The sequence below is a fragment of the Streptacidiphilus monticola genome, from assembly GCF_042658505.1.
In the GTDB taxonomy this organism is placed as follows: domain Bacteria; phylum Actinomycetota; class Actinomycetes; order Streptomycetales; family Streptomycetaceae; genus Streptacidiphilus; species Streptacidiphilus monticola.
Genome location: NZ_JBHSQJ010000010.1, coordinates 1 through 24,702, shown reverse-complemented (window position 1 = coordinate 24,702; position 24,702 = coordinate 1). Strand labels below are relative to the sequence as shown.

Annotated in this window: 24 protein-coding genes; 16 read left to right on the top strand and 8 right to left on the bottom strand. The window is 73.2% G+C overall.

Going from position 1 to position 24,702, the window contains the following annotated elements:
* Nucleotides 1–640 precede the first annotated feature (640 nt).
* Both ACFP3V_RS03135 and ACFP3V_RS03130 read right to left on the bottom strand, forming a co-directional pair.
* Entirely contained in the window at nucleotides 641–1,918 is a 1,278-nt protein-coding gene (locus ACFP3V_RS03135) for an MFS transporter (RefSeq protein WP_380579415.1), read from the bottom strand.
* Between the two features lie 84 nt (nucleotides 1,919–2,002).
* Nucleotides 2,003–2,617, bottom strand: a complete 615-nt coding sequence (locus ACFP3V_RS03130; protein WP_380579413.1) for a hypothetical protein — start codon at nucleotides 2,615–2,617, stop codon at nucleotides 2,003–2,005.
* A 48-nt stretch (nucleotides 2,618–2,665) separates the two neighbouring features.
* Here ACFP3V_RS03130 and npdG point away from each other — a divergent pair, with 48 nt between their 5' ends.
* Complete coding sequence (gene npdG / locus ACFP3V_RS03125) at nucleotides 2,666–3,358, top strand: NADPH-dependent F420 reductase (protein ID WP_380579412.1); 693 nt, start codon at nucleotides 2,666–2,668, stop codon at nucleotides 3,356–3,358.
* A gap of 77 nt (nucleotides 3,359–3,435) precedes the next feature.
* The gene (locus ACFP3V_RS03120) at nucleotides 3,436–3,594 is read left to right on the top strand and encodes a hypothetical protein (RefSeq protein ID WP_380579410.1); all 159 of its coding nucleotides are present in this window, start codon (nucleotides 3,436–3,438) and stop codon (nucleotides 3,592–3,594) included.
* Nucleotides 3,595–3,618: 24 nt separating this feature from the next.
* Here the strand turns inward: ACFP3V_RS03120 and ACFP3V_RS03115 are convergent, their stop codons facing one another.
* Together ACFP3V_RS03115 and panB are read right to left on the bottom strand one after the other, a co-directional pair.
* Nucleotides 3,619–4,425 (bottom strand): site-2 protease family protein, encoded by an 807-nt coding sequence (locus tag ACFP3V_RS03115; RefSeq protein ID WP_380579408.1) that lies wholly within the window; start codon nucleotides 4,423–4,425, stop codon nucleotides 3,619–3,621.
* A gap of 333 nt (nucleotides 4,426–4,758) precedes the next feature.
* The gene (gene panB, locus ACFP3V_RS03110) at nucleotides 4,759–5,613 is read right to left on the bottom strand and encodes a 3-methyl-2-oxobutanoate hydroxymethyltransferase (protein ID WP_380579406.1); all 855 of its coding nucleotides are present in this window, start codon (nucleotides 5,611–5,613) and stop codon (nucleotides 4,759–4,761) included.
* Nucleotides 5,614–5,772: 159 nt separating this feature from the next.
* Between panB and ACFP3V_RS03105 the strand changes: the two genes are divergently transcribed.
* From ACFP3V_RS03105 to ACFP3V_RS03095, 3 genes are all read left to right on the top strand, one after another.
* Nucleotides 5,773–7,356, top strand: a complete 1,584-nt coding sequence (locus ACFP3V_RS03105) for an MFS transporter (RefSeq protein ID WP_380579404.1) — start codon at nucleotides 5,773–5,775, stop codon at nucleotides 7,354–7,356.
* 34 nt (nucleotides 7,357–7,390) lie between these two features.
* Entirely contained in the window at nucleotides 7,391–8,032 is a 642-nt protein-coding gene (locus ACFP3V_RS03100) for a TetR/AcrR family transcriptional regulator (RefSeq protein ID WP_380579402.1), read from the top strand.
* 88 nt (nucleotides 8,033–8,120) lie between these two features.
* The gene (locus tag ACFP3V_RS03095) at nucleotides 8,121–9,116 is read left to right on the top strand and encodes an endonuclease/exonuclease/phosphatase family protein (RefSeq protein WP_380579400.1); all 996 of its coding nucleotides are present in this window, start codon (nucleotides 8,121–8,123) and stop codon (nucleotides 9,114–9,116) included.
* Between the two features lie 134 nt (nucleotides 9,117–9,250).
* Here ACFP3V_RS03095 and nadE read toward each other — a convergent pair whose 3' ends face one another.
* Nucleotides 9,251–10,816, bottom strand: a complete 1,566-nt coding sequence (gene nadE, locus ACFP3V_RS03090) for an NAD(+) synthase (RefSeq protein ID WP_380579398.1) — start codon at nucleotides 10,814–10,816, stop codon at nucleotides 9,251–9,253.
* Nucleotides 10,817–11,016: 200 nt separating this feature from the next.
* Here nadE and ACFP3V_RS03085 point away from each other — a divergent pair, with 200 nt between their 5' ends.
* The 7 genes from ACFP3V_RS03085 to ACFP3V_RS03055 all read left to right on the top strand — a co-directional run bounded on the left by ACFP3V_RS03085 (nucleotide 11,017) and on the right by ACFP3V_RS03055 (nucleotide 18,822).
* Nucleotides 11,017–12,150, top strand: coding sequence for an SPFH domain-containing protein (locus tag ACFP3V_RS03085; RefSeq protein WP_380579396.1), 1,134 nt, complete (start codon nucleotides 11,017–11,019; stop codon nucleotides 12,148–12,150).
* A gap of 77 nt (nucleotides 12,151–12,227) precedes the next feature.
* Entirely contained in the window at nucleotides 12,228–13,109 is an 882-nt protein-coding gene (locus ACFP3V_RS03080) for a C40 family peptidase (protein WP_380579394.1), read from the top strand.
* A gap of 384 nt (nucleotides 13,110–13,493) precedes the next feature.
* Nucleotides 13,494–13,952: a universal stress protein gene (locus ACFP3V_RS03075; RefSeq protein WP_380579392.1), complete on the top strand. Its 459-nt coding sequence runs from the start codon at nucleotides 13,494–13,496 to the stop codon at nucleotides 13,950–13,952.
* A gap of 13 nt (nucleotides 13,953–13,965) precedes the next feature.
* Nucleotides 13,966–14,508: a gluconokinase gene (locus ACFP3V_RS03070; protein ID WP_380579390.1), complete on the top strand. Its 543-nt coding sequence runs from the start codon at nucleotides 13,966–13,968 to the stop codon at nucleotides 14,506–14,508.
* Between the two features lie 33 nt (nucleotides 14,509–14,541).
* Nucleotides 14,542–15,591, top strand: coding sequence for an NAD(P)-dependent alcohol dehydrogenase (locus ACFP3V_RS03065; RefSeq protein WP_380579388.1), 1,050 nt, complete (start codon nucleotides 14,542–14,544; stop codon nucleotides 15,589–15,591).
* A gap of 31 nt (nucleotides 15,592–15,622) precedes the next feature.
* The gene (locus ACFP3V_RS03060) at nucleotides 15,623–17,452 is read left to right on the top strand and encodes a glycoside hydrolase family 15 protein (protein ID WP_380579386.1); all 1,830 of its coding nucleotides are present in this window, start codon (nucleotides 15,623–15,625) and stop codon (nucleotides 17,450–17,452) included.
* On the top strand, nucleotides 17,449–18,822 hold the full coding sequence (locus ACFP3V_RS03055; RefSeq protein WP_380579384.1) for a glucose-6-phosphate dehydrogenase: 1,374 nt from the start codon (nucleotides 17,449–17,451) through the stop codon (nucleotides 18,820–18,822). The genes ACFP3V_RS03060 and ACFP3V_RS03055 overlap by 4 nt, the downstream gene beginning before the upstream one ends.
* Before the next feature lie 10 nt (nucleotides 18,823–18,832).
* Here the strand turns inward: ACFP3V_RS03055 and ACFP3V_RS03050 are convergent, their stop codons facing one another.
* The gene (locus ACFP3V_RS03050; RefSeq protein ID WP_380579382.1) at nucleotides 18,833–19,432 is read right to left on the bottom strand and encodes a helix-turn-helix domain-containing protein; all 600 of its coding nucleotides are present in this window, start codon (nucleotides 19,430–19,432) and stop codon (nucleotides 18,833–18,835) included.
* A gap of 80 nt (nucleotides 19,433–19,512) precedes the next feature.
* Between ACFP3V_RS03050 and ACFP3V_RS03045 the strand changes: the two genes are divergently transcribed.
* Both ACFP3V_RS03045 and ACFP3V_RS03040 read left to right on the top strand, forming a co-directional pair.
* A complete protein-coding gene (locus tag ACFP3V_RS03045) occupies nucleotides 19,513–20,493 on the top strand; it encodes an NAD(P)/FAD-dependent oxidoreductase (protein ID WP_380579380.1) in 981 nt (326 codons plus the stop codon).
* 144 nt (nucleotides 20,494–20,637) lie between these two features.
* Nucleotides 20,638–21,444 (top strand): alpha/beta fold hydrolase, encoded by an 807-nt coding sequence (locus ACFP3V_RS03040; protein ID WP_380579378.1) that lies wholly within the window; start codon nucleotides 20,638–20,640, stop codon nucleotides 21,442–21,444.
* A 28-nt stretch (nucleotides 21,445–21,472) separates the two neighbouring features.
* Here the strand turns inward: ACFP3V_RS03040 and ACFP3V_RS03035 are convergent, their stop codons facing one another.
* The gene (locus ACFP3V_RS03035; RefSeq protein WP_380579376.1) at nucleotides 21,473–21,658 is read right to left on the bottom strand and encodes a hypothetical protein; all 186 of its coding nucleotides are present in this window, start codon (nucleotides 21,656–21,658) and stop codon (nucleotides 21,473–21,475) included.
* 82 nt (nucleotides 21,659–21,740) lie between these two features.
* Between ACFP3V_RS03035 and ACFP3V_RS03030 the strand changes: the two genes are divergently transcribed.
* Nucleotides 21,741–22,343 carry a hypothetical protein gene (locus tag ACFP3V_RS03030; RefSeq protein WP_380579374.1) on the top strand — a complete coding sequence of 201 codons (603 nt, stop codon included), beginning with the start codon at nucleotides 21,741–21,743 and terminating at the stop codon, nucleotides 22,341–22,343.
* 238 nt (nucleotides 22,344–22,581) lie between these two features.
* On the opposite strand, the gene glnA is transcribed toward ACFP3V_RS03030, so the two are convergent.
* Nucleotides 22,582–23,943 (bottom strand): type I glutamate--ammonia ligase, encoded by a 1,362-nt coding sequence (gene glnA / locus ACFP3V_RS03025; protein ID WP_380579372.1) that lies wholly within the window; start codon nucleotides 23,941–23,943, stop codon nucleotides 22,582–22,584.
* A gap of 461 nt (nucleotides 23,944–24,404) precedes the next feature.
* Between glnA and ACFP3V_RS03020 the strand changes: the two genes are divergently transcribed.
* Nucleotides 24,405–24,692: a hypothetical protein gene (locus tag ACFP3V_RS03020; RefSeq protein ID WP_380579370.1), complete on the top strand. Its 288-nt coding sequence runs from the start codon at nucleotides 24,405–24,407 to the stop codon at nucleotides 24,690–24,692.
* The last annotated feature ends 10 nt before the right edge of the window (nucleotides 24,693–24,702 follow it).

The following is a 24,702-nucleotide window of genomic DNA, read 5'->3' as shown; positions in this document are numbered from 1 at the left end:
GGCGGCGAACCCGTCGGCCGCGCCGGCGTCGCTGCACGTCGGTCTCGCGTCGGCGGGGGCGCTGGCGGGCTGGTTCGCCGCCGCCCCGGTGGTGGCCCGCCCGGTCACCCGTGACTTCCGCTGGCCCGCGCTGCTGCGACGCCACCGGGCCACGGCGTTCGGCGCGCTGGTGCTGCTGCTGTACGTGGTGGGCGGCCGCCCGCGGGCGTGGTGGCAGATGGGGCTGGACGTCCTGCTCTTCACTTCGTGGCTGCTGTCCACGGAGGCCCTGGCGGGCGGCCCCCCGGCCCGGAGGCTGCTGCGCAGCGGCCCCGCGATGGCCACGGTGACGGGAGCGGCGGCGACGGTCCTGGTCGCTGCGCTCGTGCCGGTGACCCCAGCCCCGGCCTGGGGCCGCGCGGTCGCCGCGGCGGCGGTCTTCGCGGTGGCCCTGGCCCTCGCGGTCGTCTGGCTCCTGCACAGGGATGAGCGGTGACGCCCCGTCAGGGGCGCGAGGAACTGCGCGACCGGCCCACCACTCGGGGAGGTCCGGCCCCGTGTGCGGGACGCACCTCCGTGGGTGGTGGGTTGCTCGCGCACACGCGGCGGAGCCGCACGTGTCAACCGCCTCGCGCCCCTGAAGGGGCGGGCTGACGAGGCGTCAAACCGCGGAGGGCGTCCAGGAGTCAGCCTCGACGTCAGCCGCCTTCGCTGCCGCCTTGGCGCGAGCGTGGGGATCCGTGCGGTCGTCGTAGCGCATGAGGGACGGCAGTGACGCCGCCAGGGCCAGCACCGCGACGACGCAGGCCAGGCCGCCGGTCCAGAGGCTCGCGCGGACGCCCAGCAGGGAGGTGGTCCACCCGGCCCGCACCTGGGCCAGCTGCGGGCCCACGGAGTAGCTGAGCAGCTCCACTCCCGCCAGCCGCCCCCGCAGCTCGTCGGGGATGGTGGCGTTCCACATCGTCATCCGGAACAGGCCGCTGATCATGTCGGCCGCGCCCGCGGCCACCAGGCACAGCAGCACCAGCCAGACGTTGCCGAGGAGTCCGGCCCCGGCGATGGCCGCGCCCCAGCCCGCCGCGGCCAGAGCCACCGCCCGGCCGTGGCGGTGGACCCGGGCGGCCCAGCCGCTGGTCAGCGTCACCGCCAGGGCGCCCACGGCGAAGGCCGAGTACATGAAGCCCAGGGCCCAGTCCGCGTGCAGCCGGTCGGCGAGGAACGGGAAGACCGCCATCGGCATCGCGAAGAGCATGGCCGCGATGTCCACCGCGTACGTGCCCAGCAGGTCCCTGCGGCCGACCGCGTAGCGCAGGCCCGCGCCGATGGAGGCGAGCGAGGGGCGATCGGACTGCGGGGACGGCGGAACCGGCCGCATCGCGGCGAGCAGGGCCAGGGAGACGGCGAAGGTGGCGGCGTCCACGGTGTAGGCGACGGTCACGCCCGCCGTGGTCGCGATCACGCCGGCCAGCATCGGCGAGACGATCGCACCGGCGTTCCACCGCAGGGAGTTGAGCGCGCCTGCGGCCGTCAGCTGCTGGTGCGGGACGAGTTGCGGGGTCAGCGCCTCCAGGCTGGGCCGCTGCAGGGCGCCCGCCGCCGAGCTGAGCGCGGCGACGACGTAGAGGGGCCATACGAGGGGGTGCGGCAGCAGCGAGTCGACCAGCAGCGCCGCCGTGCACAGCGCCTGCGCGGCCTCGGTCCACAGCACCAGCGAGCGGCGGTCGATGGCGTCCGCCAGCGCGCCGCCCCACAGGCCGCAGAGGATCAGCGGGACCAGTTCCACCGCGCCGATGGCGCCGACCGCGACGGCCGAGCCGGTCAGCTGCTTGAGCTGGAGCGGGAGCGACACCAGGGTCAGGTAGCTGCCGAAGATCGTCACCGCGCCCGCGCTCCAGAGCAGGCGGAAGTCGCGTGAGGAGCGCCAGGGGGAGAGGTCCATGCCGAGTTTCACAGTCGCCCAGCCCACCCCTGCAGGCCGTCGGCTGTCAACTCGATTTACGGTGAATCCGCAGGTCAGGACCGATTACCAGCGCAGCGCGGGCGGTTGGGCGAGCTGTCGGCCGATCCGGGCCAGCACGGCGCGCAGGCCCCGGCGCGGGGCCGCGCCCGCCGCCGCGCTGACCAGATGCTGCGTCAGTTCGAAGGTGGGAGAAGGAGGTTGTCCCGCAGGAGCCGACTGATCCAGCGTCAGGCACTCGTGCGCCACCTCGGCCAGCCCCGCCGCGCCGCCGTCCAGGGCGAGCACGGTCGCGCCCGTGCGGCGGGCGTCGTGCACCCGCTGCAGCAGGCCCTCGCCTGCGGGCGCGTCGGCGACGACGAAGACCGTCTCGCCGCGCCGGGTCCGCTCCAACCGGCTGAGCGGGACCGCGAGATGGGGCGGCGCGCCCTCCGGCACCCGGTGCCGCACCAGCACCGGGGCCAGCTCGGGCAGGTCGGCCCAGCGGGACTCGTCGTCCAGGTGCGCGGCGAGATGCCAGGGGTCCTCGTGCTCGGTGCCGACCAGCAGCAGCCCGCCGGGACCAGCGGCGCCGGAGCGGGTGACGGAGCGGCGCAGCGCGCCCGCGAGGCCGTCGGCCCGTTCCACCCAGGGCGTGTCGGCGAGCAACTCCCGCAGCAGTGTGACCTGAGACGCATCCACCCTGGCCATGCTGCCCTACCGTCCGCCCGCGGTGGGAGGATTGACGGCATGACTACTTCCGCTTCGCCGTCCCGCTCCCCCTACGACCTCCCTGACGTCAGCGAACTCGTCGTCGGAGTGCTGGGCGGGACCGGTCCGCAGGGCCGGGGGCTGGCGTACCGGCTGGCGAGAGCGGGGCAGCGGGTGGTGATCGGCTCCCGCAGCGCGGAGCGCGCGGAGCAGGCCGCCGCGGAGATCGGCCTCGGCGTGCGCGGCGCGGACAACGCGGCCACGGCGGCGCAGAGCGACCTGGTGATCGTCGCGGTCCCGTGGGAGGGGCACGCGGAACTGCTGACCGCGCTGCGCGCTGAGCTGGCCGGGAAGATCGTCGTGGACTGCGTGAACCCGCTCGGATTCGACAAGCAGGGCGCCTACGCGCTCAAGCCGGAGGAGGGCAGCGCGGCCCAGCAGGCGGCGGCGCTGCTGCCGGAGTCCCGGGTCACGGCCGCGTTCCACCACCTGTCCGCGGTGCTGCTGCAGGACCCGGAGGTGGACGAGATCGACATCGACGTGTTCGTACTGGGGGACGAGCGGGCCGCCACGGACGCGGTCCAGGCGCTGACCAACCGCATGTCCGGCATGCGCGGCGTCTTCGCCGGGCGGCTGCGCAACGCCCATCAGGTGGAGTCGCTGGTGGCCAACCTGATCTCGGTGAACCGCCGCTACAAGGCACACGCGGGACTGCGGATCACCGACGTCTGACCGACCCCTGTGCGGGTGCGCCGGGTCGGACAGGACACAATGGACCTGCCCGACCCGCACGTCCCTCTGGAGTCCTCATGCCCCGCTTCGCCGTCCTGGCCTTCGCCCTGGCGGTCCTCGCCCTGGTCGCCGCGGTGGTCGCGGTGGCGGCGGGCTTCTGGCTCGGCCTCGCCTTCGTGCTGCTGGCCGGCATCGCGAGCAACGTGGGGTGGATCAGCTACAAGCGCGCCCAGTAGCGCGGGCCCGACGTTCCGCCGCTCTCAGCCCGTGCCGAAGCCGCCGAGGCTGAAGTGGAAGAAGTGGAACAGGTCGTAGCCGTGGTACGCCAGGTAGGGCGCGTATCCGAACGGCTCCATGATGCGGGCGATGAGGTTGTAGAACCAGCTGTTCACGGTCGAGTTGAACAGCAGCAGGAAGACGATCATCATCCCGTAGGGCGCGATGTTCGCCAGTGACCTGCGCGTGGCCGGGGCCAGGTAGGGCTCGACGATGCCGTAGCCGTCCAGGCCGGGCATCGGCACCAGGTTCAGCAGGGTGGCCATCACCTCGAGCATCGCCAGGTAGCCGACCGCGCCCCAGAAGTTGAACTCGCCCCGCGTCATGTCCGTCGGGGCCAGCGCCAGGGCGATCAGCAGGCCCAGCGCGAAGACCGCGTTGACCATCGGGCCGGACGCCGATACCAGGCTGTGCTTCCAGCGCGCCCCGATCCGCCCGCGCTCGATGAAGACCGCGCCGCCGGGCAGCGCGATGCCGCCGAGGAAGATGAAGACCACCGGCAGGATGATGCTGTACAGCGGGTGGGTGTACTTGAGCGGGTTGAGCGTCAGGTAGCCCTTCGCACCCACGGTGATGTCCCCGCCGAACATGGCGGTACGGGCGTGCGCGAACTCGTGCAGGCACAGGGAGACCAGCCAGCCGGAGATGACGAAGAGCAGCACGCCCATATTGGCGTTGCCCTTGCCGGCCCACAGGCTCCAGCCCGAGGTGGCCATGACCGCGAGGAGGACCCAGAAGATCACGCTCACCTTGCGGTCGGAGTGGGCGTGGGCGTTGACGGCGGCGGTCATCGGAAGGCGGCAACTCTCGTGTCGCGGACAGTTCCCCGATCATGCCTGTCCCGGCCGGTGCCGGACAAGCGGCGAACCCGGGGCCGGAACGGGAACAATGGCCGGATGCGCTGGCCATCGGGGCGGAGAGCGCGGTGAGGCCCGCGGACCAGGCGAGGACTTCGAGGGCGGGGTGCACACCGTGCCGCCGTTGATCAGGGCGCGGGTGGCGTTCGCGAGTGCTGACAGCGGGTGCCGCCGTCACGCATCCGTCAGGCGACCGGCACGCCCCCGTCAGCACCGCTGCCCCCGCACCGAGGGGTGTGGGGGCAGCGGCTGACGTGGTGTCAGGGTTCAGTGGAAGCTGTGCTCCTCCGCCGGGAAGGCGGCGTCGCGGACGTCGTCCTGGAAGGCGCGGGCGGCGTCGCCGAGGGCGGCGCGCAGTTCGGCGTACTTCTTGACGAACTTGGGCACCCGGCCGGAGGTCATCCCCGCCATGTCCGTCCAGACCAGGACCTGGGCGTCGCAGCCGGCGCCCGCGCCGATGCCGACGGTGGGGATGTGCAGCTGCTCGGTGACCTGCGCGGCCAGCTCGGCCGGGACGGCCTCCAGCACCACGGAGAAGGCGCCGGCGGCCTGGACCGTCTTGGCGTCGCGCAGCAGCTGGTGGGCCGCCTCGTCGCCGCGGCCCTGGACGGGGTAGCCGCCGAGGGCGTGCACGGACTGCGGGGTGAGCCCGAGGTGCGCCATGACCGGGACGCCGGCCTGCACCAGCAGCTCGATCGCGGCGGCGGAGCGCTCGCCGCCCTCAAGCTTGACGGCCTGCACGCCGGCGTCCTTCATCAGCCGGACGGCGTTGTGCAGGGCCTGCTGCGGCGACTCCTGGTAGGAGCCGAAGGGGAGGTCGGCGACGACCAGTGCGCGCTGGGTGCCGCGCACCACTGCGCCCGCCATCATGACCATCTGATCCATCGTCACGGGGACGGTGTTCTCGTAGCCGAGGTGGCAGTTGCCGGCCGAGTCGCCGACGAGCAGGACGGGGATCCCGGCCTCGTCGAAGACGCTCGCGGTCATCGCGTCGTAGGCGGTGAGCATCGCCCACCGCTCTCCGCGCTGCTTGGCCGCGGCGAGGTCGCGGACGGTGACGCGGCGGGAGGTCACGCCGCCGTAGAGGGATTTCTGGGCAGCCGGAAGCGAACCGTTCTGCATGACAGCTCTCCTGTGTATGTCGTCTCGTGGCGCCTCACGGCGTCCCCGGATCGACACCCATGCTGGCACGTCCCCACGCCCCGGCGGAAGGGGACCTAGGTCCAAAGGACTATTCGATACGAGACGGTCTCGTATCGAAATTCGGGTAGAGTGCTGCCCATGACCTCAACCATCCCTGCCGCCGGCACCGGGCGACGGGTGCCCGAGGCGGTGCACCAGCGCCGCTGGGCGATCCTCACGGTGCTGATCTTCAGCCTGCTGGTGGTCGTCCTCGACAACTCGATCCTCAACGTGGCGATGAAGACGATCGCCACGCCCGCTCCGGTCGGGCTCGGCGCCACGCAGAGCCAGCTCGAATGGGCCGTCAACTCCTACACGCTGGTCTTCGCCGGCCTGCTGTTCACGGCCGGCCTGCTGGGCGACCGGCTCGGCCGGAAGAAGACCCTGCTGGGCGGCATGGTCGTGTTCGGCGCCAGCTCGCTGCTGTGCGCGTTCGCGTCCAGCCCCGGCGAGCTGATCGGCTTCCGGGCCGCGATGGGCCTCGGCGGCGCGTTCGTGCTGCCGGCCACGCTCGCGATCATCATGAACGTCTTCGAGCGCGAGGAGCAGCCGAAGGCCATCGGCATCTGGTCCGGTGCGGTCGGCCTGGCCATCGCCATCGGCCCGATCGCGGGCGGCCTGCTGCTCGAGCACTTCTGGTGGGGCTCGGTCTTCCTGGTCAACGTGCCGATCGTGGCCGTCGCCCTGGTCGGCATGGTGCTGATCGTCCCGGACTCGCGGAACCCCAACCCCGGCAAGCTCGACCCGGTCGGCGTGGTGCTGTCCATCCTCGGCCTGGTGTCGCTGATCTACGGCATCATCAAGGGCGGCCAGGAGGCCGACTTCACCGTCGCCCAGTCCTGGGGCCCGATCGTGGCCGGCCTGCTCGTGCTCGGCGTCTTCGTCGTCTACCAGCGCAGCAGCGACCACCCGGTGCTGGACGTGACCTGGTTCCGCAACAGGCACTTCTCCGCGTCGGTCACCGCGATCGCGCTCGCCTTCTTCGCGCTGATGGGCGTCACCTTCTTCGGCGTCTTCTACCTGCAGAGCGTGCGCGGCTACTCGGCGCTGCAGGCCGGCCTGCTGCTGCTCCCGCTGGCGGTGGCGCAGCTGCTGGTCTCGCCGCGGGCCCGGCTGGTCGTGGACCGGATAGGGGTGAGGGCCACGGTGGCGCTGGGCCTGGCCCTGGTGGCGCTGTCCTTCCTCGGCTTCCTGACTCTGGGCCGGACCACCGGCATCTGGGTGCTGGAGGTCATCGGATTCGTCCAGGGCGCGGGCATGGCGCTGATCATGCCCCCGGCCACGGTCACCATCATGTCCAGCCTGCCGCGGGAGAAGGCGGGTTCGGGCTCCGCGGTGAACAACACCTTCCGCCAGGTCGGCGGCTCCCTCGGCGTCGCCATCCTCGGCGCGGTGCTGTCCACCAGCTACCGCAACGGGATCTCCGGCCACCTGGGCACGATCCCCGCCGCTCTGCGCGGTCCCGCCGGCGAGTCGGTGGAGGCCACCCTCGGCATCGCGGGGCGGCTCGGACCGCGCGGCGCCGCCGTGATCGACCCGGCCAAGGACGCGTTCATCCACGCCATGCACGTCACCTCGCTGTGCGCGGCCGTGGTCGCCGCGCTCGGCCTGGTGGTCGCGGTCACCTTCCTGCCGGGCAGGCCGGCGGCGGCCGGTTCCGCGCAGGTTCCGCAGCAGCACTGAGGATTGGGATGATGGGCCGGTGACGGAGAGCGCAGTGACCCCTGACGCAACGACGGCACCGGCCCCTGCCCGGCGCGGACGACCGCGCACGGAGGGCGTCGAGGAGGCCATCGTGGACGCGATGCTGCGGCTGATCGACCGCGGCATCGGGCCCCGGGCGATGAGCGTCGAGGCCATCGCGAGCGAGGCCGGCGTCGGCAAGGCCACCATCTACCGGCGCTGGCCCAACAAGGACGCGCTGCTGCTGCACATGCTGGAGCAGGTCGACGCGGACGCCGAGGCCGAACTCGACCCCACCGGCCGATCGTTGCGGGACGTCCTGGTCCTCATCCTGGACAGCATCCGGCGTCGCAAGGAGAGCCGCGCGGCCGGGACCAACCTGGCGGTGCTGGCGGCGGAGCTGCGCAGCGTGCCCGAACTGAACGCCGCCTTCCACCGCGACGTCATCGGCCCGCGCCGGGCGGCCCTGCACCAGCTCATCGCCGACGCGCAGCAGCGCGGCGAGATCCGCCCGGACCTCGATCCGACACTGGTCGGCGAGCTGATCGTCGGCCCGATGCTGTCGCGCACCCTGCTGCACTGCGACGAGCCGCCCGCCGACGCGCGCTTCTCCGAGCAGATCGTGGACGCCGTGCTGGAGGGCATCGCGGTGCGGCGAAACTCTCAATCGGACTGAAACGGGAACCCGCGCTGCCGGGCGCCACGTCTCCACCGCCATAGGCTGACCCCGGGTCAGCAAGCACGGCGGAACGGAAGCACGGCGCATGGCGGAAGCGACAGCGGAACGGCAGCGGCAGCGCGCGGCGCAGAGCTGGCGGGGACGCGACTCCCGCGGACGCGGCACCTGGCGCCGGGGGCCGCTTCTGGCCCTGCTCGCGGTGCTGCTCGCCTGCGTGCTGGTGTTCCACCGTCAGATCCCGGACGGCCTGGGCAACCTGGGCTCGCTGACGGAGACCTTCCTGCCCTGGTTCGGGCTCGGCATCCCGGTGCTGCTGGTGCTCGGGCTGCTGCGGAAGTCCGCGGTCGCGGTGGCGGCGCTGGCCCTGCCGGTCGCGGTCTGGTTCGCCCTCTTCGGCGCGCTGCTGGGCGACAAGGGCGGCGGCGGCTGGGACTTCACCGCCGTCCAGCACAACGTGAGCGCGGACAACACCGACGTGTCCGGAACGATGGACACCCTGCTCGCGGCCAGGCCGGACGTCATCTCGCTGGAGGAGCTGACCGCCGCCAACCTGCCCGAGGTGCGGACGAAGCTGGACCCGGCCTACCCGTACCACGTGGTGGAGGGGACGGTGGGGCTGTGGTCCCGGTGGAAGCTGACGGGCAGTGAGGCCGTGGACATCAGGATCGGCTGGACCCGGGCCCTGCGGACGGTGGTGCACGCGCCCAAGGGTGACGTCGCGGTGTTCGTGGCCCATCTGCCGTCCGTGCGGGTGAAGTTCGACGGCGGGTTCACGGCGAACCGCCGCAATGCCAGCGCGGAGGCGCTGGGGGAGGCGCTCGCGGCGGAGAGGACGTCCCGGGTGCTGCTGCTCGGCGACCTCAACGGCACGATGAACGACCGGGCGCTGGCCCCGATCACCTCCCAGATGCGCTCCGCGCAGGGCTCGGCAGGCGCGGGCTTCGGCTTCAGCTGGCCGGCGGCGATGCCGATGGCCCGCATCGACCAGATCATGAGTCGCGGGATCACCCCCACGGACGCCTGGACCCTGCCCCGGACCGGCTCCGACCACCTGCCCATCGCGGCCCACTTCGCACTCTGAGCAAGCCCCCCTCAGGGGCGCGAGGAACTGCGCGAGCAACCCACCACTCGCGGTGGTCCGGCCCGCACATGGGTCGAACCTCCCCGGGTGGTGGGCTGGTCGCGCGGTTCCTCGCGCCCCTGAGGGGGCTGCAACTAGAGCCGGGTGCCTGGGGGATGGCGGTGGCGGGTGGACGCGGCCGCGTCCGCGAGGCGGGTGACACGGGCGACGGTCTCCGGGGGGAAGCCCCTCCCGACCAGCTCCGACTCCCCTGCGCCCTCGTCCACGTACGCGGTGAGCAGGGCGTCCAGGACCTCGTACGGCGGCAGTGGCTCCGCGCCCGGCTGGTCGTCGGCGTCGGTCAGGGTCCGTTCCGGGACCGGGGGCACTTCGCCCCTCGCCGCCGCGGCGGCGTTGCGCCACTTCGCCAGCCGCAGGGCCGTCGTCCGGTAGACGTGCCGCAGGGGGGCGAACGCCCCCATCGCCTGGCCGTGGACGGAGGGGTGACCGATCGTCAGGCCGGTCCGGTCGGACGTGGCGAGCAGCAGTCGGCCCTCCGTCTCGGCCAGGGCGGCGAGCACCGTGCCGCACAGGCGGGCCTGCAGGTTCAGGTCGGCGAGGTCGGTCAGGTCGAGGGCGTCCGTGCAGGCGTCCAGCACCGGGTCGAGCGGCACCGAGCGGAGCACCAGTCCGGTCCGGCGGGCCGTCTCGGCGGCGTTCTCCAGCGCCTGTCCGGAGGTCTCCGACGTCGGCAGGGTGACGCCGTGGACGTCCTCCGCACCGATCGCGTCCACGGCGACGGCCGCGACCAGCGCGGACCCGATGCCGCCGTCCAGGCCGACCAGGATCGAGGTGAAGCCGTTCTTCGCGGTCTGCGCGCGGACGCCGCAGACCAGGGCGGCGTAGACCTCCTCCAGTTCGTCCATGCGCCGGGCCCGGCCCGCGGCCACCGGCTCGGCCGGCGCGGGGGCGGCCTCCTCGGAGATGACGACGTGGTGGTCGCCCGGGCCGTCCGGCCCCGACGTCGCGGGGGGCAGGTCGAGGTCGGCGAGCAGGCAGCCCTCCTCGAACTGCGGGGCGCGCGCGAGCACTTCGCCCTTCGCGTCCACGACCAGGGAGTCCCCGTCGAAGACCCGCTCGTCCTGACCGCCCGTCAGGTTGACGCAGGCCACGGCGCAGCCGGCCGCTCGGGCGCGGTCGCGCACCCGCTCCAGCCGCGCGTCGCCGCCGCCGGTCGCGTACGGGAAGGCGCCGGTGACCAGCAGCAGTCCGGCGCCGCTCAGGGCATGGAGCCACTTGCCGTCCTGCTGGAGGTCCCCGCCCACGCCGAGCGCCACGTCCACCCCGTGCAGCCGGACCACGACCGGGCCGTGCGTGGCCGGACGGGTGAGGACGTGCCCCTGGTGGAGTAGCGCCGGACGGCTCGCCGGACCGTCGCCGCGCCCCTCGACGCAGCCCAGGACGACGGGGGTCCCGCCGAGGCCCTCCGACTCCAGCCGCTCGGCCAGCTGCACGAGTGCGGAGCGTGACGCGTCGAGGAGCCAGGGCCGCGGCTGCTGCGCCTCGGCCGGGCTGCCGATGAGGGTGGCGTCGGGGAAAGCGACCAGTTGAGCGCCCTGGTCGGCGGCGTGGCGGGTCCACCGGACGACCAGGTCGGCGTTGCCGGGAAGGTCACCGAACGTGGTGTCGATCTGGTTCAACGCGAGGCGCAGGGCGGGCATGGCGTCCAGGGTATTGGCCCGGTCGGCGCCCGGAGCCGGAGTCCCCCACACGGGCCTGTCGCAGGGGGGTTCCCGGGTGGCACGGGAGCAGGGACGTCCTATCTGGGGTGAGATATAGATGTATTGACGGTTTGTCCGATATCGGACTACGGTCAAGCGATCATGGTCTTGAGCCTGGCACGAACGAGGGGAACGGCCACGTGGATCAGTACACCGATCAGCCCACCGCAGCCACCGCCGGTCCCGCGCCCGTCACCGCCGGCAGAGCACCCCGGTCCGACGCGGACCTGCGCGAGCGCCCGGCCCGGGGGGTCCTGCCCGGCTGGCTTGCGCTGCTGGTGCTGGCCGCCGCGCTGGCCGGGGCCTGCGCGGTGCAGGCGGACCGCGCGGCGCTGCCCACCTGGCTGCCGGGTTCGGGACGGCTCAACGCTGACGCCCCGTCACTCCACCGGCCGGAGGCGGCACTTCTGCTCGGCCTGTGCGGAGTGGTCGCCGTCACCGCGTTCTTCGGGCTGATGACCAACCCGCTCGGCACGGCCCGGGTGCTCAGCCGCTGGGGCGGCTACCGGGGCACCGTCCGGCGCACCGGGCTGGTCTGGGTCAACCCGCTGCTCAAGCGGCGCCCGCTCGACGTCCGGATCCGGCACTGGCGCAGCGCGCCGCTGTCGGCGGTGGACCGCGAGGGCTCCCCGATCCGCGCCGAGCTGCTGCTGGTGTGGCAGATCCGGGACACCGCGCGCGCCCGGTTCGCCGTCGACGACCACGAACAGCACCTGGCCGTCAGCGCCGAATCGGTGCTGAGCCGGGTCGCCTCCACACTGCCCTGCGACTCCTTCGCCACCCCGGGGCCCTCGCTGCGGGACGGCCAGTGGCTGGGCGGCGAGCTGACCCGGCTGCTGGCCGCCGAGATGGCCCCGGTCGGCGTGGCGGTCTTCTCCGCCCAGGCCGTGGTGCTCGACTACGCACCCGACTTCGCCGCCGCCATGCGCCGCCGCCGGATCGCCGAACTGGAGGCCGGGACCCGGGACATCGTCGTCGGCGACGCCCTGGAGACCGCCTCCCTGGCCGTCAGCCACCTCGAACGCCACCAGGGCGGGGCGCTCGACCCGGCCGTCCGTGCCGAGCTGCTGCGCGACCTGGTCACCGCCTTCCTGGCGGTCCCGGTCAGCGTCCCCGCGTCCGCCGCAGCGGCGCCGCGCGAGCAGGCGCACGTGGAACCCGCGGCGCCGGGCAGCGCGGCGCACATCCCCGACCGCCTCCCGGCCCCGGTCAGGCTCGGCAAGCCCGCCGCCCGGCCCGCCGGTGCCACGCCCGTCGGCCGCGCGCAGACCTGACGGAGCGTCGACCGAGCCGCGTCCGCCACGGCACGTCACCGGCGTCCCCTGTGACGCCCTCAGGAACGGAGCCCCGTATGGCCACCGCCTCCTTCACCGAAGTCGACCCCGGCGACATAGCCGGCTGCTCCTGCACCGCCTGCGCCACCGGCGCGGCGCCCGAGCCGCGCTCCGCGCCCGGAGCGCACCACCGGCGGTTCGGCCGCCTCGGCGCGACCGGCGCGGCGGTCGTCGCCGTCACCGGCGTCGCCGGTGCGGCCACCCTCACCGCCGCCCCGGCCGCGAGCGCACTGGCGGCTCCCGACCACGCCGGCTGGGACGGCCACCGCTACTGGTTCCGGCTCGACGGCCGCTGGCGGTGGACCAGCCACTACGACGTCTACCTGAAGTACACCCGCGGCAGTTCGCAGCCGTCCTCCTCGGGCACCGGCACCGGCTCGCTGAAGCAGGGCTGGGACGGCCACCGCTACTGGTTCAAGCTCGACGGCCGCTGGCGCTGGACCAGCCACTACGACGTCTACCTCAGGTACACGGGCGGCGGCACCGGGCACCCCACGCCGAAGCCGATGCCCGACCCGGCGCCGACCATCGGGGCCGTAGAAGCCGCGATCACCTTCGCGGAGGCGCAGTTGGGCAAGCCCTACATCTGGGGCGGCAACGGACCGCGCGGCTACGACTGCTCGGGCCTGGTCCAGCAGGCGTTCTTCCGGGCCGGGATCCACCTGCCCCGGGTCTCCGCCGAGCAGTACCGGGCGGTGCGCCCGATCACGGCGGGCGAACTGCGCCGGGGCGACCTGCTGTTCTGGTCCACCAGCAGCCGTTCCTCCGGCATCCACCACGTGGCCATCTACCTGGGCGGTGGCCGCTACATCGAGGCGCCGCGGCCCGGCAAGGACGTCCGCATCTCCGTGCTGTCCACGGGCTACTACCCGACCCACTTCGGCCGCGTGGCGGGCTGACGCGCGGGCCGCGCCTCCCGGCGCCAATCCGCATGCCGTTGCGGGTGAGTGACGAGCAGTCAGGTATCCACTGGGTCCGGCCATGCAGCTGGACCCACTCCGCTCGGCCGTGGCCGTGGCAGTGGCCGCGGGCGGACGGGCGGGCAGGCCGTGTCACCCACCTGGACGCCACCCTGGCTCCGGAGCCGGGCGACGCCGAACCGCGCCGCACGCGCGGCCTGCTTCGCCGGCGGGTGGCCCCGAGCCGCCACGCGGTTCGTGCCCGGATGCGAGCGGCGGGTCCGGGGCCGAAGCTGATAGCGCCGCGCCGATCCGGCACGGAGTCGACGACGGACAGGACGGCCCGGACCCCGGGCCGCCGCTCGACGTGTGAGGTGGAGGGCGATGAGCGAGGAGACGGGATCCGTCCCGCGGATCGTGGTCGGAGTCGACGGGTCCGAGCCCGCCAAGGCGGCGCTTCGCTGGGCCGTGCGCCAGGCGCGGCTCACCGGTGCGACGGTCGACGCGGTGATCTCCTGGGAGTATCCGCCGCTGCTGTCCGGTTGGACCCCGCCACCGAGCGACATGTTCGACTGGCAGGAGAACGCGACCAAGGTCCTCGACCAAGCGTTGGAAGAGGTCGTCGGCCCCGACTCGCCGGTCCGGGTCCGGCCCCTCGTGGTCCACGGCAACGCCGCAGGCGCCCTGCTGGACGCCGCCGAGGGCGCCGAACTCCTCGTCGTGGGCAACCGAGGGCACGGCGGCTTCGCCCGCGCACTGCTGGGCTCCGTCAGTCAGCACTGCACCCAGCAGGCCACCTGCCCGGTCCTCGTGGTCCGTCCGCAGAAGACGGCCGACGCGTGAGGGCGGAGCCCTGATGGCCGCTGCCGGTTCCCCGCACCCGCCCTGCGTCGTGGTGATGGGTGTGTCCGGCGTGGGGAAGTCCACCGTGGCCCGCCTGCTCGCCGGGCGGCTGGGGGTCGAGCTGGGAGACGCGGACGACCTCCACCCGGCCGCCAACATCGCCAAGATGTCGGCGGGGACGCCGCTCGACGACGCGGACCGCCGTCCCTGGCTGGAGGCCATCGGCCGCTGGCTGCACGAGCGGGACGGCGTCGGCAGCGTCGTGGCGTGCTCGGCGCTGAAACGCAGCCACCGGGACGTCCTCCGGTCCGCCTGCCCCGGCGTGCTGTTCCTGCAGCTGACCGCGGACCGTGACGTGCTGGCGGACCGGATCGGACACCGCACCAGGCACTTCATGCCGGCGTCGCTGCTCGACTCGCAGCTCGCCGCCCTCGAGCCGCTCGGGCCGGACGAACACGGCGTCGTGGTCGACGCGTCGCCCGCGCCCGAGCAGATCGCCCGGACCGCCGCCGAGCTGCTGACCCGGCGGTCGGTGGGGGACTCCAGCGGCTCGTGAAATCCCGTACAGAGTAATGAGGAAAGGTCGACCATGAAGGCGTTCGTGATGAGGGAGATCGGGCGCGTGGGCGTCATCGACAAGCCCGTGCCCAGGCCCGGCCCCAACGATGCCGTGGTTCGCACGACCCGGGCCCTGATCTGCACCTCGGACACGCACACGGTGTCCGGCGGGATCGGGCCCCGGGAGGACCTGACGCTCGGTCACGAGGCGGTGGGCGTCGTCCACGAAGTGGGCAGCGAGGTCCGGCAGTTCCGGCCCGGCGACCGCGTCCTGGTCGGGGCGATCACGCCGGACTGGGGCGATCCCGCCTCGCAGAACGGCCACCCCTCCCAGTCCGGCGGCCCGCTCGGCGGCTGGAAGTTCGCCAACGTCAAGGACGGCGTCTTCGCCGAGTACTTCCATGTCAACGAGGCCGACGCCAATATGGCGAAGATCCCCGACGACGTCTCCGACGACGCGGCGGTCTACTGCGCGGACATGCTGTCCACCGGGTTCATGGGCGCGGAGCACGGCAACATCCCGATCGGCGGGACCGTGGCGGTGCTCGCCCAGGGGCCGGTGGGGCTGATGGCGACGGCCGGGGCCCGGCTGCGCGGAGCCGGTCTGGTCATCGGCGTCGAGTCGGTGCCCAGCAGGCAGAAGCTGGCGCAGTTCTACGGCGCGGACGAGATCGTGGACTTCACCAAGCAGGACGTCGTCGAGCGGATCCTGGAGCTGACCGACGGGGAAGGCGTCGACACAGCCATCGAGGCGCTCGGCGCCGACGCGACCTTCCAGACCTGCGTGAAGGTCACCAAGCCGGGGGGCACGATCTCGGTCACCGGCTACTTCGGGGAGGGCGAGTTCGTGCGCATCCCCAGGGTCGAGTGGGGTGTGGGGATGGCCGACAAGACCATCGCCACCGGGCTGTGCCCCGGCGGGCGGGTGCGCATGGAACGCCTGCTGCGCCTGCTGCAGGCCCGGCGCATCGACCCCACCCACATGACGAGCCATCAGTTCGGCTTCGACGAGATCGAGCGGGCGTTCGAGGTCATGGACCGAAAGCTTGAGGACGTCGTCAAGCCGCTGATCGTCTTCTAGGGCCGGCGGCCCCACACAGGGAGCAGGGCAGATGCTGACTCTCGATCCGCCGTTCCGGCGGGTGCAACGGCGGAACGGGTACCTCCCGCTGGAGGACCTCGGGCTCATCGGGGACGGCACGACCGCGGCACTGGTGGGCCTGGACGGCTCCATCCCATGGATGTGCCTGCCCCGGTTCGGCTCCGAGCCGCTGTTCTGCGGCCTGCTCGACCACGCCCGCGGCGGCCACTTCACCGTGGCGCCGGAGGACGTGGCGGAGGCGCGGCAACGGTACGAGCCCGACACCGGGGTCCTGGTGACCGAGATGCGCGGCGCGACCGGCGTGGTCCGGGTGACCGACGCGCTCGTGCTGCGCTCCGGTGCCGACCTGACGGACGACGCCCCGCAGGCCCGCGCCGAGCTCGTCCGCTCGGCCGTCGTGCTGGACGGTGACGTGAACCTGCGGGTGGACCTCGAACCGCGAGGCGGGGCGCTGGCCAGCGCCATGTTCAGCGGGCTCGAGATCCACGTGCCCAGGCGGCCGGACCTCCGGCTGCACCTGCGGTCCAACCGACCCCTGGACTCCCTGCACAGCAGGCATGAGCTGCGTCAGGGCGACCGGCTGGACCTGGTGCTGTCCTGGGGCCGCTTCCACCGCCACCACCGCTTCGACGCCGAGGCGATGCTGGACGCGACCGCCGCCGCGTGGCGCCGCTGGATGACGGGCTTCCGCTACCAGGGGCCCCAGGAGCAGCTGGTGCGCCGCTCCGCGATCACCCTCAAGCTGTGCGACGACTGGGCCGCCGGCTCGCTGGTCGCCGCCCCCACCTCCTCGCTGCCCGCGCCCATCGGCGGCGTGCGCAACTGGGACTACCGCTACACCTGGATCCGGGACGCCGCCTACGCGGTGTTCGCCATGCGCCGCATCGGTTTCGGCGGCGAGGCGGACGCCTTCCTCGGTTGGGTGCTCGACGCCTTCGAGCGCAGCCGCCATCCGCGGATCATGTACGACCTCGACGGGCGTCCGGTCCCCGACGAGGTCGAGGACACCGAACTGGAGGGCTACCGAGGCTCGGCCCCGGTGCGCTGGGGCAACGGCGCGGCGGACCAGCGTCAACACGACGTCTACGGCGAGGTTTTGGACTGCGCCGACCAATGGCTGCGCGCGGGCGGGGAGTTGGAGCCTGCGCTGTGGGCCGGCCTCGCCGGTCTGGCGGACGCGGCGGACCAGGCCTGGCGCCAACCCGACCAGGGCATCTGGGAAGTACGCAGCGAGGGCCGGGTGTTCACCTACTCGGCGGCGATGTGCCAGGTGGCGCTGGACCGCGCCGCCGTGATCGGCGAGCGGCGCGGGATGCCCGAGCGGACGGCGGCCTGGCGCGCCGCCGCCGACAAGCTGCGCCAGCTGATCCTGGACGAGTCCTGGGACGAGCAGGCGCAGACCCTCAGCGAGCACCTGGACGGCGGCGGCCAACTGGACGCCAGCCTGCTGGCGTTGCCCATGCGCCAGGTCGTCCCCGGCGACCACCCGCGCATGGTGGCCACCACCGCGGCCGTCGCCGACCGCCTCTCCGCGGGGGGCGGCCTGCTCTACCGCTACCTGCACGACCAGTCACCCGACGGACTGCCCGGCGACGAGGGCGCCTTCGTCCTGTGCAGCTTCTGGCTCGTCGACAACCTGATCGGCCAGGGCCGGCTCGACGAGGCCGCGGAGCTGTACGACTCCCTCTGCGGCCGCGCCAGCCCGCTGGGCCTGCTGTCGGAGCAGATCGACCCCACGACGGGAGAGTTCATGGGCAACTTCCCCCAGGCGTTCAGCCACATCGGCGTCATCGCCAGCGGCGTGAACCTGGCCCGGGCGACAGCCGGAGGCACCACATGATCGACAGGCTCGTCGTCTTCGGCGCGACCGGGGACCTCAGTGCGCGCTACCTGCTGCCCGGGCTGGCCGCCCTGCACACCGCGGGCCACCTGGACGCCCGGTTCCAGCTGATCGGCGCCGACCGCAAGGAGTGGGACGGCGAACGGTTCCGCGGTTGGGCCGCCGAGCAGCTCGACCGCCACGGAGCGGCCTGGCCGCACGGCGCCAGAAAGGCCGTCACCAGCGCCGCCGAGTTCCGGCGCGCCGACGTCACCGACCCCGCGGACGTGGCGGCCGCGATCGCCGGTGACGGGCCGGTCGCCCTCTACCTCGCGCTCCCGCCGAGCCTGTTCCCCACGGCCATCACCTCCCTGCACCGGGCCGGCATCCCGCCCGGCAGCCGCATCGTGCTGGAGAAGCCGTTCGGGGAGAGCCTGGCCGACGCGGTCGAGCTCAACCGGCTGCTCGCCGATCTGCTCCCCGAGCAGGCGGTGTTCCGGGTGGACCACTTCCTCGCCATGACCACCGTGCAGAACCTGCTCGGCAGCCGGCTCGCCAACCGGGTCCTGGAGCCGATCTGGAACAGCACCCACATCGCCGAGATCGACATCGTCTGGGACGAGACCCTCGCCCTGGAGGGGAGGGCCGGCTACTACGACGGCGTCGGCGCGCTCAAGGACATGCTGCAGAACCACCTCCTGCAGTTGCTGTGCCTGGTGGCCATGGAGCCGCCGGTCAGCCTGGACGAGCGCGACCTGCGCAACCGCAAGGTCGACGTGCTGCGCTCGGTGCGGCCCCTGACCGAGTCGGACGTGCTGCGCCGCACCCGCCGCGCCCGCTACACCGCCGGGCGGATCGGCGGCCGGGACGTCCCCTCCTACGTCGACGAGGACGGCGTGGACCCCGCACGCCGCACCGAGACCTTCGCCGAGGTGGAACTCGAGCTCGACAGCTGGCGCTGGGCCGGGACGGTCTTCCGGCTCCGCAGCGGCAAGGCCCTCGGCGCCGACCGCAAGGAGGTGGCCGTCCGCTTCCGGGCCGTCCCCCACCTCCCGTTCGGCGACGAGGAGGAGGCGCCGCCCAACCTGCTGCGCTTCGGCCTCGACCCGGAGGACCTGACGTTCCATCTGACCGGTACCGGCTCCCACACGCACACCCTGGCCCCGCTGACGCTGTCCGCGCGGATGGAGCCGCCGGAACTGCCCGCCTACGGGCGGCTGCTCCTCGACGTGCTGACCGGGAACCCCGCCCTGTCCATCCGCGGCGACGAGGCCGAGGAGGCCTGGCGCATCCTCACCCCGGTCCTGACGGCCTGGTCGCAGGGTCTGGTCCCGCTCGACGAGTACCCGGCCGGCTCGGACGGACCGCGACCCGCGGGAGAACCGGGGTAGCCGGACGGACTCACCGCGGCTCCTGCCGGGACTTCGGGCGGGCGCGCAGGTGAGCGCGCTCGCCCTGGCGGCCGAAGAGGCTGAGGAACTCGACGGGTTCCGTGTCGGCCGCGCCGAACCAGTGCGGGAGGCGCGTGTCGAACTCGGCGGCCTCCCCCGGCGACAGCACCAGGTCGTGCTCGCCGAGCACCAGGCGGAGCCGCCCGTTGAGCACGTAGAGCCACTCGTAGCCCTCGTGCGTCTGCGGGGTCGGCTCGCGGCGGCCGCTCGCGGCCGGCAGCACCAGCTTGTACGCCTGGATCCCGCCCGCGTGGCGGCTCAGCGGCAGCATCGTCATGCCGTTGCGCCGCACCGGCCGCAGGTGGATCCGCGGGTCGCCGGTCTCCGGGGCGTCCACCAGCTCGTCGAGCGTGACGCCGTGGGCGCGGGCGAGCGGGAGCAGCAGCTCCAGGGTGGGCTTGCGGCTGCCCGACTCCAGCCGGGAGAGCGTGCTGACCGAGATGCCGGTCGCCGCCGACAGTTCGGCCAGCGTCGTCTCCCGCTGCTGCCGCAGCGCGCGCAGGCGGGGGCCGACCGCCTCCAGGGTCCGGTCCAGGGCGTCGTCTTCCATGCTTCGAGCTTGCCATACCGGCAACGAGGTTTGCCGGTGTGTGGGGGTGTCCCCGCATGGTCGTCGTGGAGGTGGTCCCCATGACCGATACGACCCACCCTGCGCAGAACCCCCAACTGCCCGACTACGACGTCCTCGTGGTCGGCGGTGGCGCCGCGGGCCTGAGCGGGGCGCTGATGCTCGCCCGCGCCCGCCGGTCCGTCGCCGTCGTCGACGCCGGCGAGCCGCGCAACGCGCCCGCCGACGGCGTGCACGGCCTGCTGGCCCGCGACGGTATGCCCCCGGGCGAGCTGCTCGCCCGCGGCCGGGAGGAGGTCCGCCGGTACGGCGGCACGGTGCTGTCGGGAGAGGCGGTCGCGGTCGCCGGGGCGGCGCCCGGCTTCACCGTCACCCTCGCCGACGGCACCACGCTCCGCGCCCGGCGGCTGCTGGTCACCACCGGCCTGGTGGACGAGCTTCCCGACGTTCCCGGACTGCGCGAGCACTGGGGCCGGGACCTCGTGCACTGCCCGTACTGCCACGGCTGGGAGGTCCGCGACCGCGCCGTCGGCGTGCTGGCGACCGGGCCGATGTCGGTCCACCAGGCGCTGCTGTTCCGTCAGTGGACCGACGACGTCGTGCTGTTCGGCCACGGCGGACCGGAGCCCACCGCGGCGGAGACGGAGCAGCTCACCGCGCGGGGCATCCGCATCGTGCCCGGCAAGGTCACCGCGGTCGAGACCACCGGCGGGGGCGGGGTGGCGGGCCTGCGTCTCGCCGACGGCACCGTCGTCCCGCGTGAGGTCCTGGCGGTGGCGCCCCGCATGGTGGCACGCGGCGCCCTGCTCGCCGCCCTCGGACTGACGGCCGAACAGCACCCGTCCCGGATGGGCGAGTTCATCCCCTCGGAGCAGGGCGGCCGCACGGCTGTACCGGGCGTCTGGGTGGCGGGCAACATCACCGACCTGTCCGCCCAGGTCGGCGGCGCGGCGGCGGCGGGCGCCCTGGCCGGAGCCATGATCAACGCCGACCTCGTGACGGAGGAGACCGCCGCGGCCGTCGCCGCGCTGCGCGGTCGCTGACCCGTGCCGCGTCGGGGAATCCTCGCCCTGCCGCGCCGCCTCCCTGCCGCGCCGCCTCCCTGCCGCGCCGCCGCGCCGCCGCCCTGCCGCGCCGCCGCGCCGCCGTGCACGGTCGGCTGCGTACGCGGTACTAGGCTTCCCCGCATGACCGCCCTGAGCGACGAGCACGGCTACTCCTCGGCCGAACTGCCCCTCTACTACGAGTGGCACGGCAAGGACGGCGCCGGCCGGCCACCCCTCCTGCTCCTGCACGGCGGTGGCTCCACCATCGAGTCCAACTGGGGCCGGCTCATCCCGGCCCTCGCGGACTCGCGCCGCATGCTCGCCGTCGAACTCCAGGGCCACGGCCGAACCGGCACCGGCGTGGGCCCGGCCTCCTTCGAGGGTTCGGCCGACGGAGCCGCCCTGCTGCTGGCGGAGTTGGGTCTCGGTCCGGTCGACGTCCTCGGGTTCAGCAACGGCGGGCAGGTGGCCCTGCAGCTCGCCATCCGGCACCCCGGCGCGGTGCGCCGCCTCGTGGCGGCCTCCGCGCCCTTCCGCCGCGACGGGATGGTGGACGGCTTCTGGGACGGCCTGGCCGCCGCCACCTCCGCCGACCTCCCGCAGCCCTACCGCGAGGCCGACCTGGCGGTCAGCGGCGACCCGGCCCACGCGGAGCGCATGTTCCAGCTGGACCGCGACCTGATGCTGACCGGCTTCACCGACTGGCCGGACGAGCTGCTCGCGGGCATCACCGCCCCAACCCTGGTGGTGGCAGCGGACCGTGACGTCGTCCGCGTGGACCACGCGGCCCGCCTGGCCTCCCTGATCCCGGGCGCCCGCCTGCTGGTCGTCCCGGGCAACCACGGCGACTACCTCGGCGAACTCGCCGCCGCCGCAGGCGACTCCGGCCCCCTGGAGCGGACCCTGCCCTTCCTCACGGCCTTCCTGGACGAGGCGCAGCCCGTCTGACCTACGGCGTCGGTCGGCCGACAGCCTGTCAGCGGTTCATGAAGCCCGCGAACCTGCGCTGCTCGCCGGTGGGCGACTCGACCACCAACGCGTCCTGCTCGGTCCAGAAGCGGCAACCGGCGGGGAGGAACACCGGCCGCTCCAGCACGAACCACCCGACGCGCTCGGCCAGGAGGAGGCGCGGAGCGAATGGACGGCGGCCTTCGAATTCCACCTGCTCATGATTTCCCGAGGCGGAGCGCACCTGGCGTGGAAGGGGCCGGGCGCTCGACCGGCTCGGCCGTATCCTGCCGGTTGTGCGGGAACTGGGGCCGAGCAGTGAGGACGAGATGGTCGCCTGCTTCCTGAGCGGCGAACTGTCCAGTCGGAGGTTCGGCCAGAACCTCCGGTCCCAGCTGGCGGCAGTCGGGCAGGCCGAGGAGTTGCTGACGCGGCCGGACCTCTCCGACGCCGCAGCGAACTCCGCCCGTCGCGCGCTGCTCGCGGCGGCGCGCGGGTACGGCGAGAACCGCGACCTGTTCGAGAACTTCCCTACTGACGTCACCTGGACCAGGGCACTCCTGTCCGCCGCCGAGGCGGCAAGGGTGCGCTACCTCGACTATTCCTACTGGGTCGAACTGTCGGGCGGCAGCCGACGGCCGGCCGACGCGGCCGCACGCATCAAGGCGGGCCTGCGGGCCTTCGACATACCCAACGAACCGTTCGTCGACGCGGCCCAGGCGGCCCTCTCGGGCGAGAGGTTTCCTCCGCTCATCCTCGTCGGCGAGAGGCCGGACGATCTGGTCTGCCTTGAGGGCCACCTGCGCCTGACCGCCTACGCCCTCCTCGGCTTCGGGGTCCCGACCGGCATCGAGTGCCTGGTCGGCACCGCGCCGACCATGGGGCGCTGGGCGCGGTAGTCCAGTCGCGCCCAGCTCTCGGCGTCCCGGCATCACCCCGGCTCGCGGCCCCCTCAGCCGACCCGGAAGGCGCTCAGTGACGGCCGGGCGCACAGCGCGGCGGGCGTCGTCTGCCGAGCGGTCCGTTCGCACTCGGGCGGCACGCGGACGGCCCGGAGACCCGAAGAGGCCCGGAGCGAGCGGATCGGGTCCGCTGCCTCCGGGCCTCTTCCCGTGACCAGGGGGGTGCCGCCGGGAGCTACAGCACGGGCAGCAGGCGCCTCAGCTCGAAGGGGGTGACCTCGCTGCGGTACTCCTCCCACTCCTGGCGCTTGTTGCGCAGGAAGTAGTCGAAGACGTGCTCGCCCAGCGTCTCGCGGACGAGTTCGCTGCGCTCCATCAGGTCGATGGCCTCACCGAGGTTCTGGGGCAGGGGTTCGATGCCGAGCGCGCGGCGCTCGAGGCTGCTGAGGGCCCAGACGTCGTCGTCCGCGCCGGGCGGGAGTTCGTAGCCTTCCTGAATGCCCTTCAGGCCCGCCGCCAGGATGACCGAGTAGGCCAGGTACGGGTTGCAGCCGGTGTCGAGGGAGCGGATCTCCACCCGCGTCGAGCCCTGCTTGCCGGGCTTGTACATGGGCACCCGCACCAGCGCGGAGCGGTTGTTGTGGCCCCAGCAGATGTACGAGGGCGCCTCGCCCCCGGCGCCGGCCGCCCGCTGCGAGCCGCCCCAGATGCGCTTGTAGGAGTTGACCCACTGGTTGGTGATCGCCGAGGTCTCCGCCGCGTGGCGGAGCAGGCCCGCGATGAACGAGCGGCCCACCTTGGACAGTTGGTACTCCGCGCCGGCCTCGTGGAACGCGTTGCGGTCGCCCTCGAAGAGGGACAGGTGGGTGTGCATGCCCGAACCCGGGTGCTGGGAGAAGGGCTTGGGCATGAAGGAGGCGTGCACGCCCTGCTCCAGGGCGACCTCCTTCATCACCAGCCGGAAGGTCATGATGTTGTCCGCCGTGGACAGCGCGTCCGCGTAGCGCAGGTCGATCTCCTGCTGGCCCGGGGCGCCCTCGTGGTGGCTGAACTCCACCGAGATGCCCATGGACTCCAGCATCGTGATGGCCTGCCGGCGGAAGTCGTGGCCGACGCCGCGCGGGGTGTGGTCGAAGTAGCCGGAGTGGTCGGCGGGCTCGGGGGCGCGGCCGTCCGCGGGCTGGTTGTTGAGCAGGAAGAACTCGATCTCGGGGTGGGTGTAGAAGGTGAACCCGAGGTTGGACGCCTTCTCCAGGGTCCGCTTGAGGACGTAGCGCGGGTCGGCGAAGGAGGGGGAGCCGTCCGGCATGAGGATGTCGCAGAACATGCGGGCGGTGCCGGGGGCCTCGGAGCGCCACGGCAGTATCTGGAAGGTGCCCGGGTCGGGCTTGGCCAGCATGTCGGACTCGTAGACCCGGGCGAAGCCCTCGATCGCCGAGCCGTCGAAGCCGATGCCTTCCTCGAAGGCCTGGTCCAGCTCCGCCGGGGCCACCGCCACGGACTTGAGGAAGCCGAGGACGTCGGTGAACCAGAGGCGGACGAACCGGATGTCTCGCTCTTCCAGAGTGCGGAGCACGAACTCCTGCTGCTTGCCCATGGCGACAGTCTCACTTCTGCGGGTTGCGGATGCGTTAACACGGAAGGGCAGGCTTTGCCTGGTCCACTGATCGCATCATCGCAGATCCGTCGAGCAGGTGAGGGTGCCGGCGGGGTGTGACCCCGGGCCACCGGTCCGGCACGGCTCCGGCGGTGCTCCGACAGTGCCTTTTGGGCGATTCCGTGCACACGGGAGGGTTACTGCCCTGTGTCGCTCCGCTCGACCTGTCGGGTGCGGATCGCGAATGGTCATATGACCAGATCCCGTGCAACGGAGCCGCGGGGCGAGGACCGGACGACAGTCCGTCGCGTCCCCGTCGCTCTCCATCGTGCGACTTTCCTCCTCGGAGCCGTTTCCGTCGCCGGCGGAGGGCTGCTCCTCGCCGCGCCTGCGGACGCTGCGTCCCCGACCGCCCACAAGGTGCAGGTGCGTTCCGCGCGCACGAACCCCTGCGACTGCGCGTGCAGCGACGCAGCCGGCCGCCACCACCGGGGCCACCCGACCGCGTCGCCGAGCGACTGCGCGTCCCACAGCCCCACTCCGCCTCCCAGCCCGAGCGCCACCTGCTCGACGACACCGCCGCCGGAGTCGTCTCCGCCGGTGTCGAGCCCGCCGGCGTCCAGCTCTCCGGCGGAGTCCTCTCCGCCCGCGTCGAGCTCTCCGCCGGAGTCGTCACCGCCGGCGTCCAGCTCTCCTCCGGAGTCGAGCCCGCCGGTCTCGAGCCCCCCGGCGTCCAGTTCGCCGCCTGAGTCGTCGCCC

What these genes read in the sequence shown, in the direction of transcription:
- ACFP3V_RS03095 (WP_380579400.1), top strand. Translation starts at nt 8,121, where the DNA reads ATGGCGGAAGCGACAGCGGAACGGCAGCGGCAGCGCGCGGCGCAGAGC.
- ACFP3V_RS03080 (WP_380579394.1), top strand. Translation starts at nt 12,228, where the DNA reads ATGGCCACCGCCTCCTTCACCGAAGTCGACCCCGGCGACATAGCCGGC.
- ACFP3V_RS03115 (WP_380579408.1), bottom strand. Translation starts at nt 4,425, where the DNA reads ATGACCGCCGCCGTCAACGCCCACGCCCACTCCGACCGCAAGGTGAGC.
- ACFP3V_RS03105 (WP_380579404.1), top strand. Translation starts at nt 5,773, where the DNA reads ATGACCTCAACCATCCCTGCCGCCGGCACCGGGCGACGGGTGCCCGAG.
- ACFP3V_RS03055 (WP_380579384.1), top strand. Translation starts at nt 17,449, where the DNA reads ATGATCGACAGGCTCGTCGTCTTCGGCGCGACCGGGGACCTCAGTGCG.
- ACFP3V_RS03065 (WP_380579388.1), top strand. Translation starts at nt 14,542, where the DNA reads ATGAAGGCGTTCGTGATGAGGGAGATCGGGCGCGTGGGCGTCATCGAC.
- ACFP3V_RS03070 (WP_380579390.1), top strand. Translation starts at nt 13,966, where the DNA reads ATGGCCGCTGCCGGTTCCCCGCACCCGCCCTGCGTCGTGGTGATGGGT.
- ACFP3V_RS03135 (WP_380579415.1), bottom strand. Translation starts at nt 1,918, where the DNA reads ATGGACCTCTCCCCCTGGCGCTCCTCACGCGACTTCCGCCTGCTCTGG.
- panB (WP_380579406.1), bottom strand. Translation starts at nt 5,613, where the DNA reads ATGCAGAACGGTTCGCTTCCGGCTGCCCAGAAATCCCTCTACGGCGGC.
- ACFP3V_RS03060 (WP_380579386.1), top strand. Translation starts at nt 15,623, where the DNA reads ATGCTGACTCTCGATCCGCCGTTCCGGCGGGTGCAACGGCGGAACGGG.
- ACFP3V_RS03045 (WP_380579380.1), top strand. Translation starts at nt 19,513, where the DNA reads ATGACCGATACGACCCACCCTGCGCAGAACCCCCAACTGCCCGACTAC.
- ACFP3V_RS03050 (WP_380579382.1), bottom strand. Translation starts at nt 19,432, where the DNA reads ATGGAAGACGACGCCCTGGACCGGACCCTGGAGGCGGTCGGCCCCCGC.
- glnA (WP_380579372.1), bottom strand. Translation starts at nt 23,943, where the DNA reads ATGGGCAAGCAGCAGGAGTTCGTGCTCCGCACTCTGGAAGAGCGAGAC.
- ACFP3V_RS03040 (WP_380579378.1), top strand. Translation starts at nt 20,638, where the DNA reads ATGACCGCCCTGAGCGACGAGCACGGCTACTCCTCGGCCGAACTGCCC.
- ACFP3V_RS03075 (WP_380579392.1), top strand. Translation starts at nt 13,494, where the DNA reads ATGAGCGAGGAGACGGGATCCGTCCCGCGGATCGTGGTCGGAGTCGAC.
- npdG (WP_380579412.1), top strand. Translation starts at nt 2,666, where the DNA reads ATGACTACTTCCGCTTCGCCGTCCCGCTCCCCCTACGACCTCCCTGAC.
- nadE (WP_380579398.1), bottom strand. Translation starts at nt 10,816, where the DNA reads ATGCCCGCCCTGCGCCTCGCGTTGAACCAGATCGACACCACGTTCGGT.
- ACFP3V_RS03120 (WP_380579410.1), top strand. Translation starts at nt 3,436, where the DNA reads ATGCCCCGCTTCGCCGTCCTGGCCTTCGCCCTGGCGGTCCTCGCCCTG.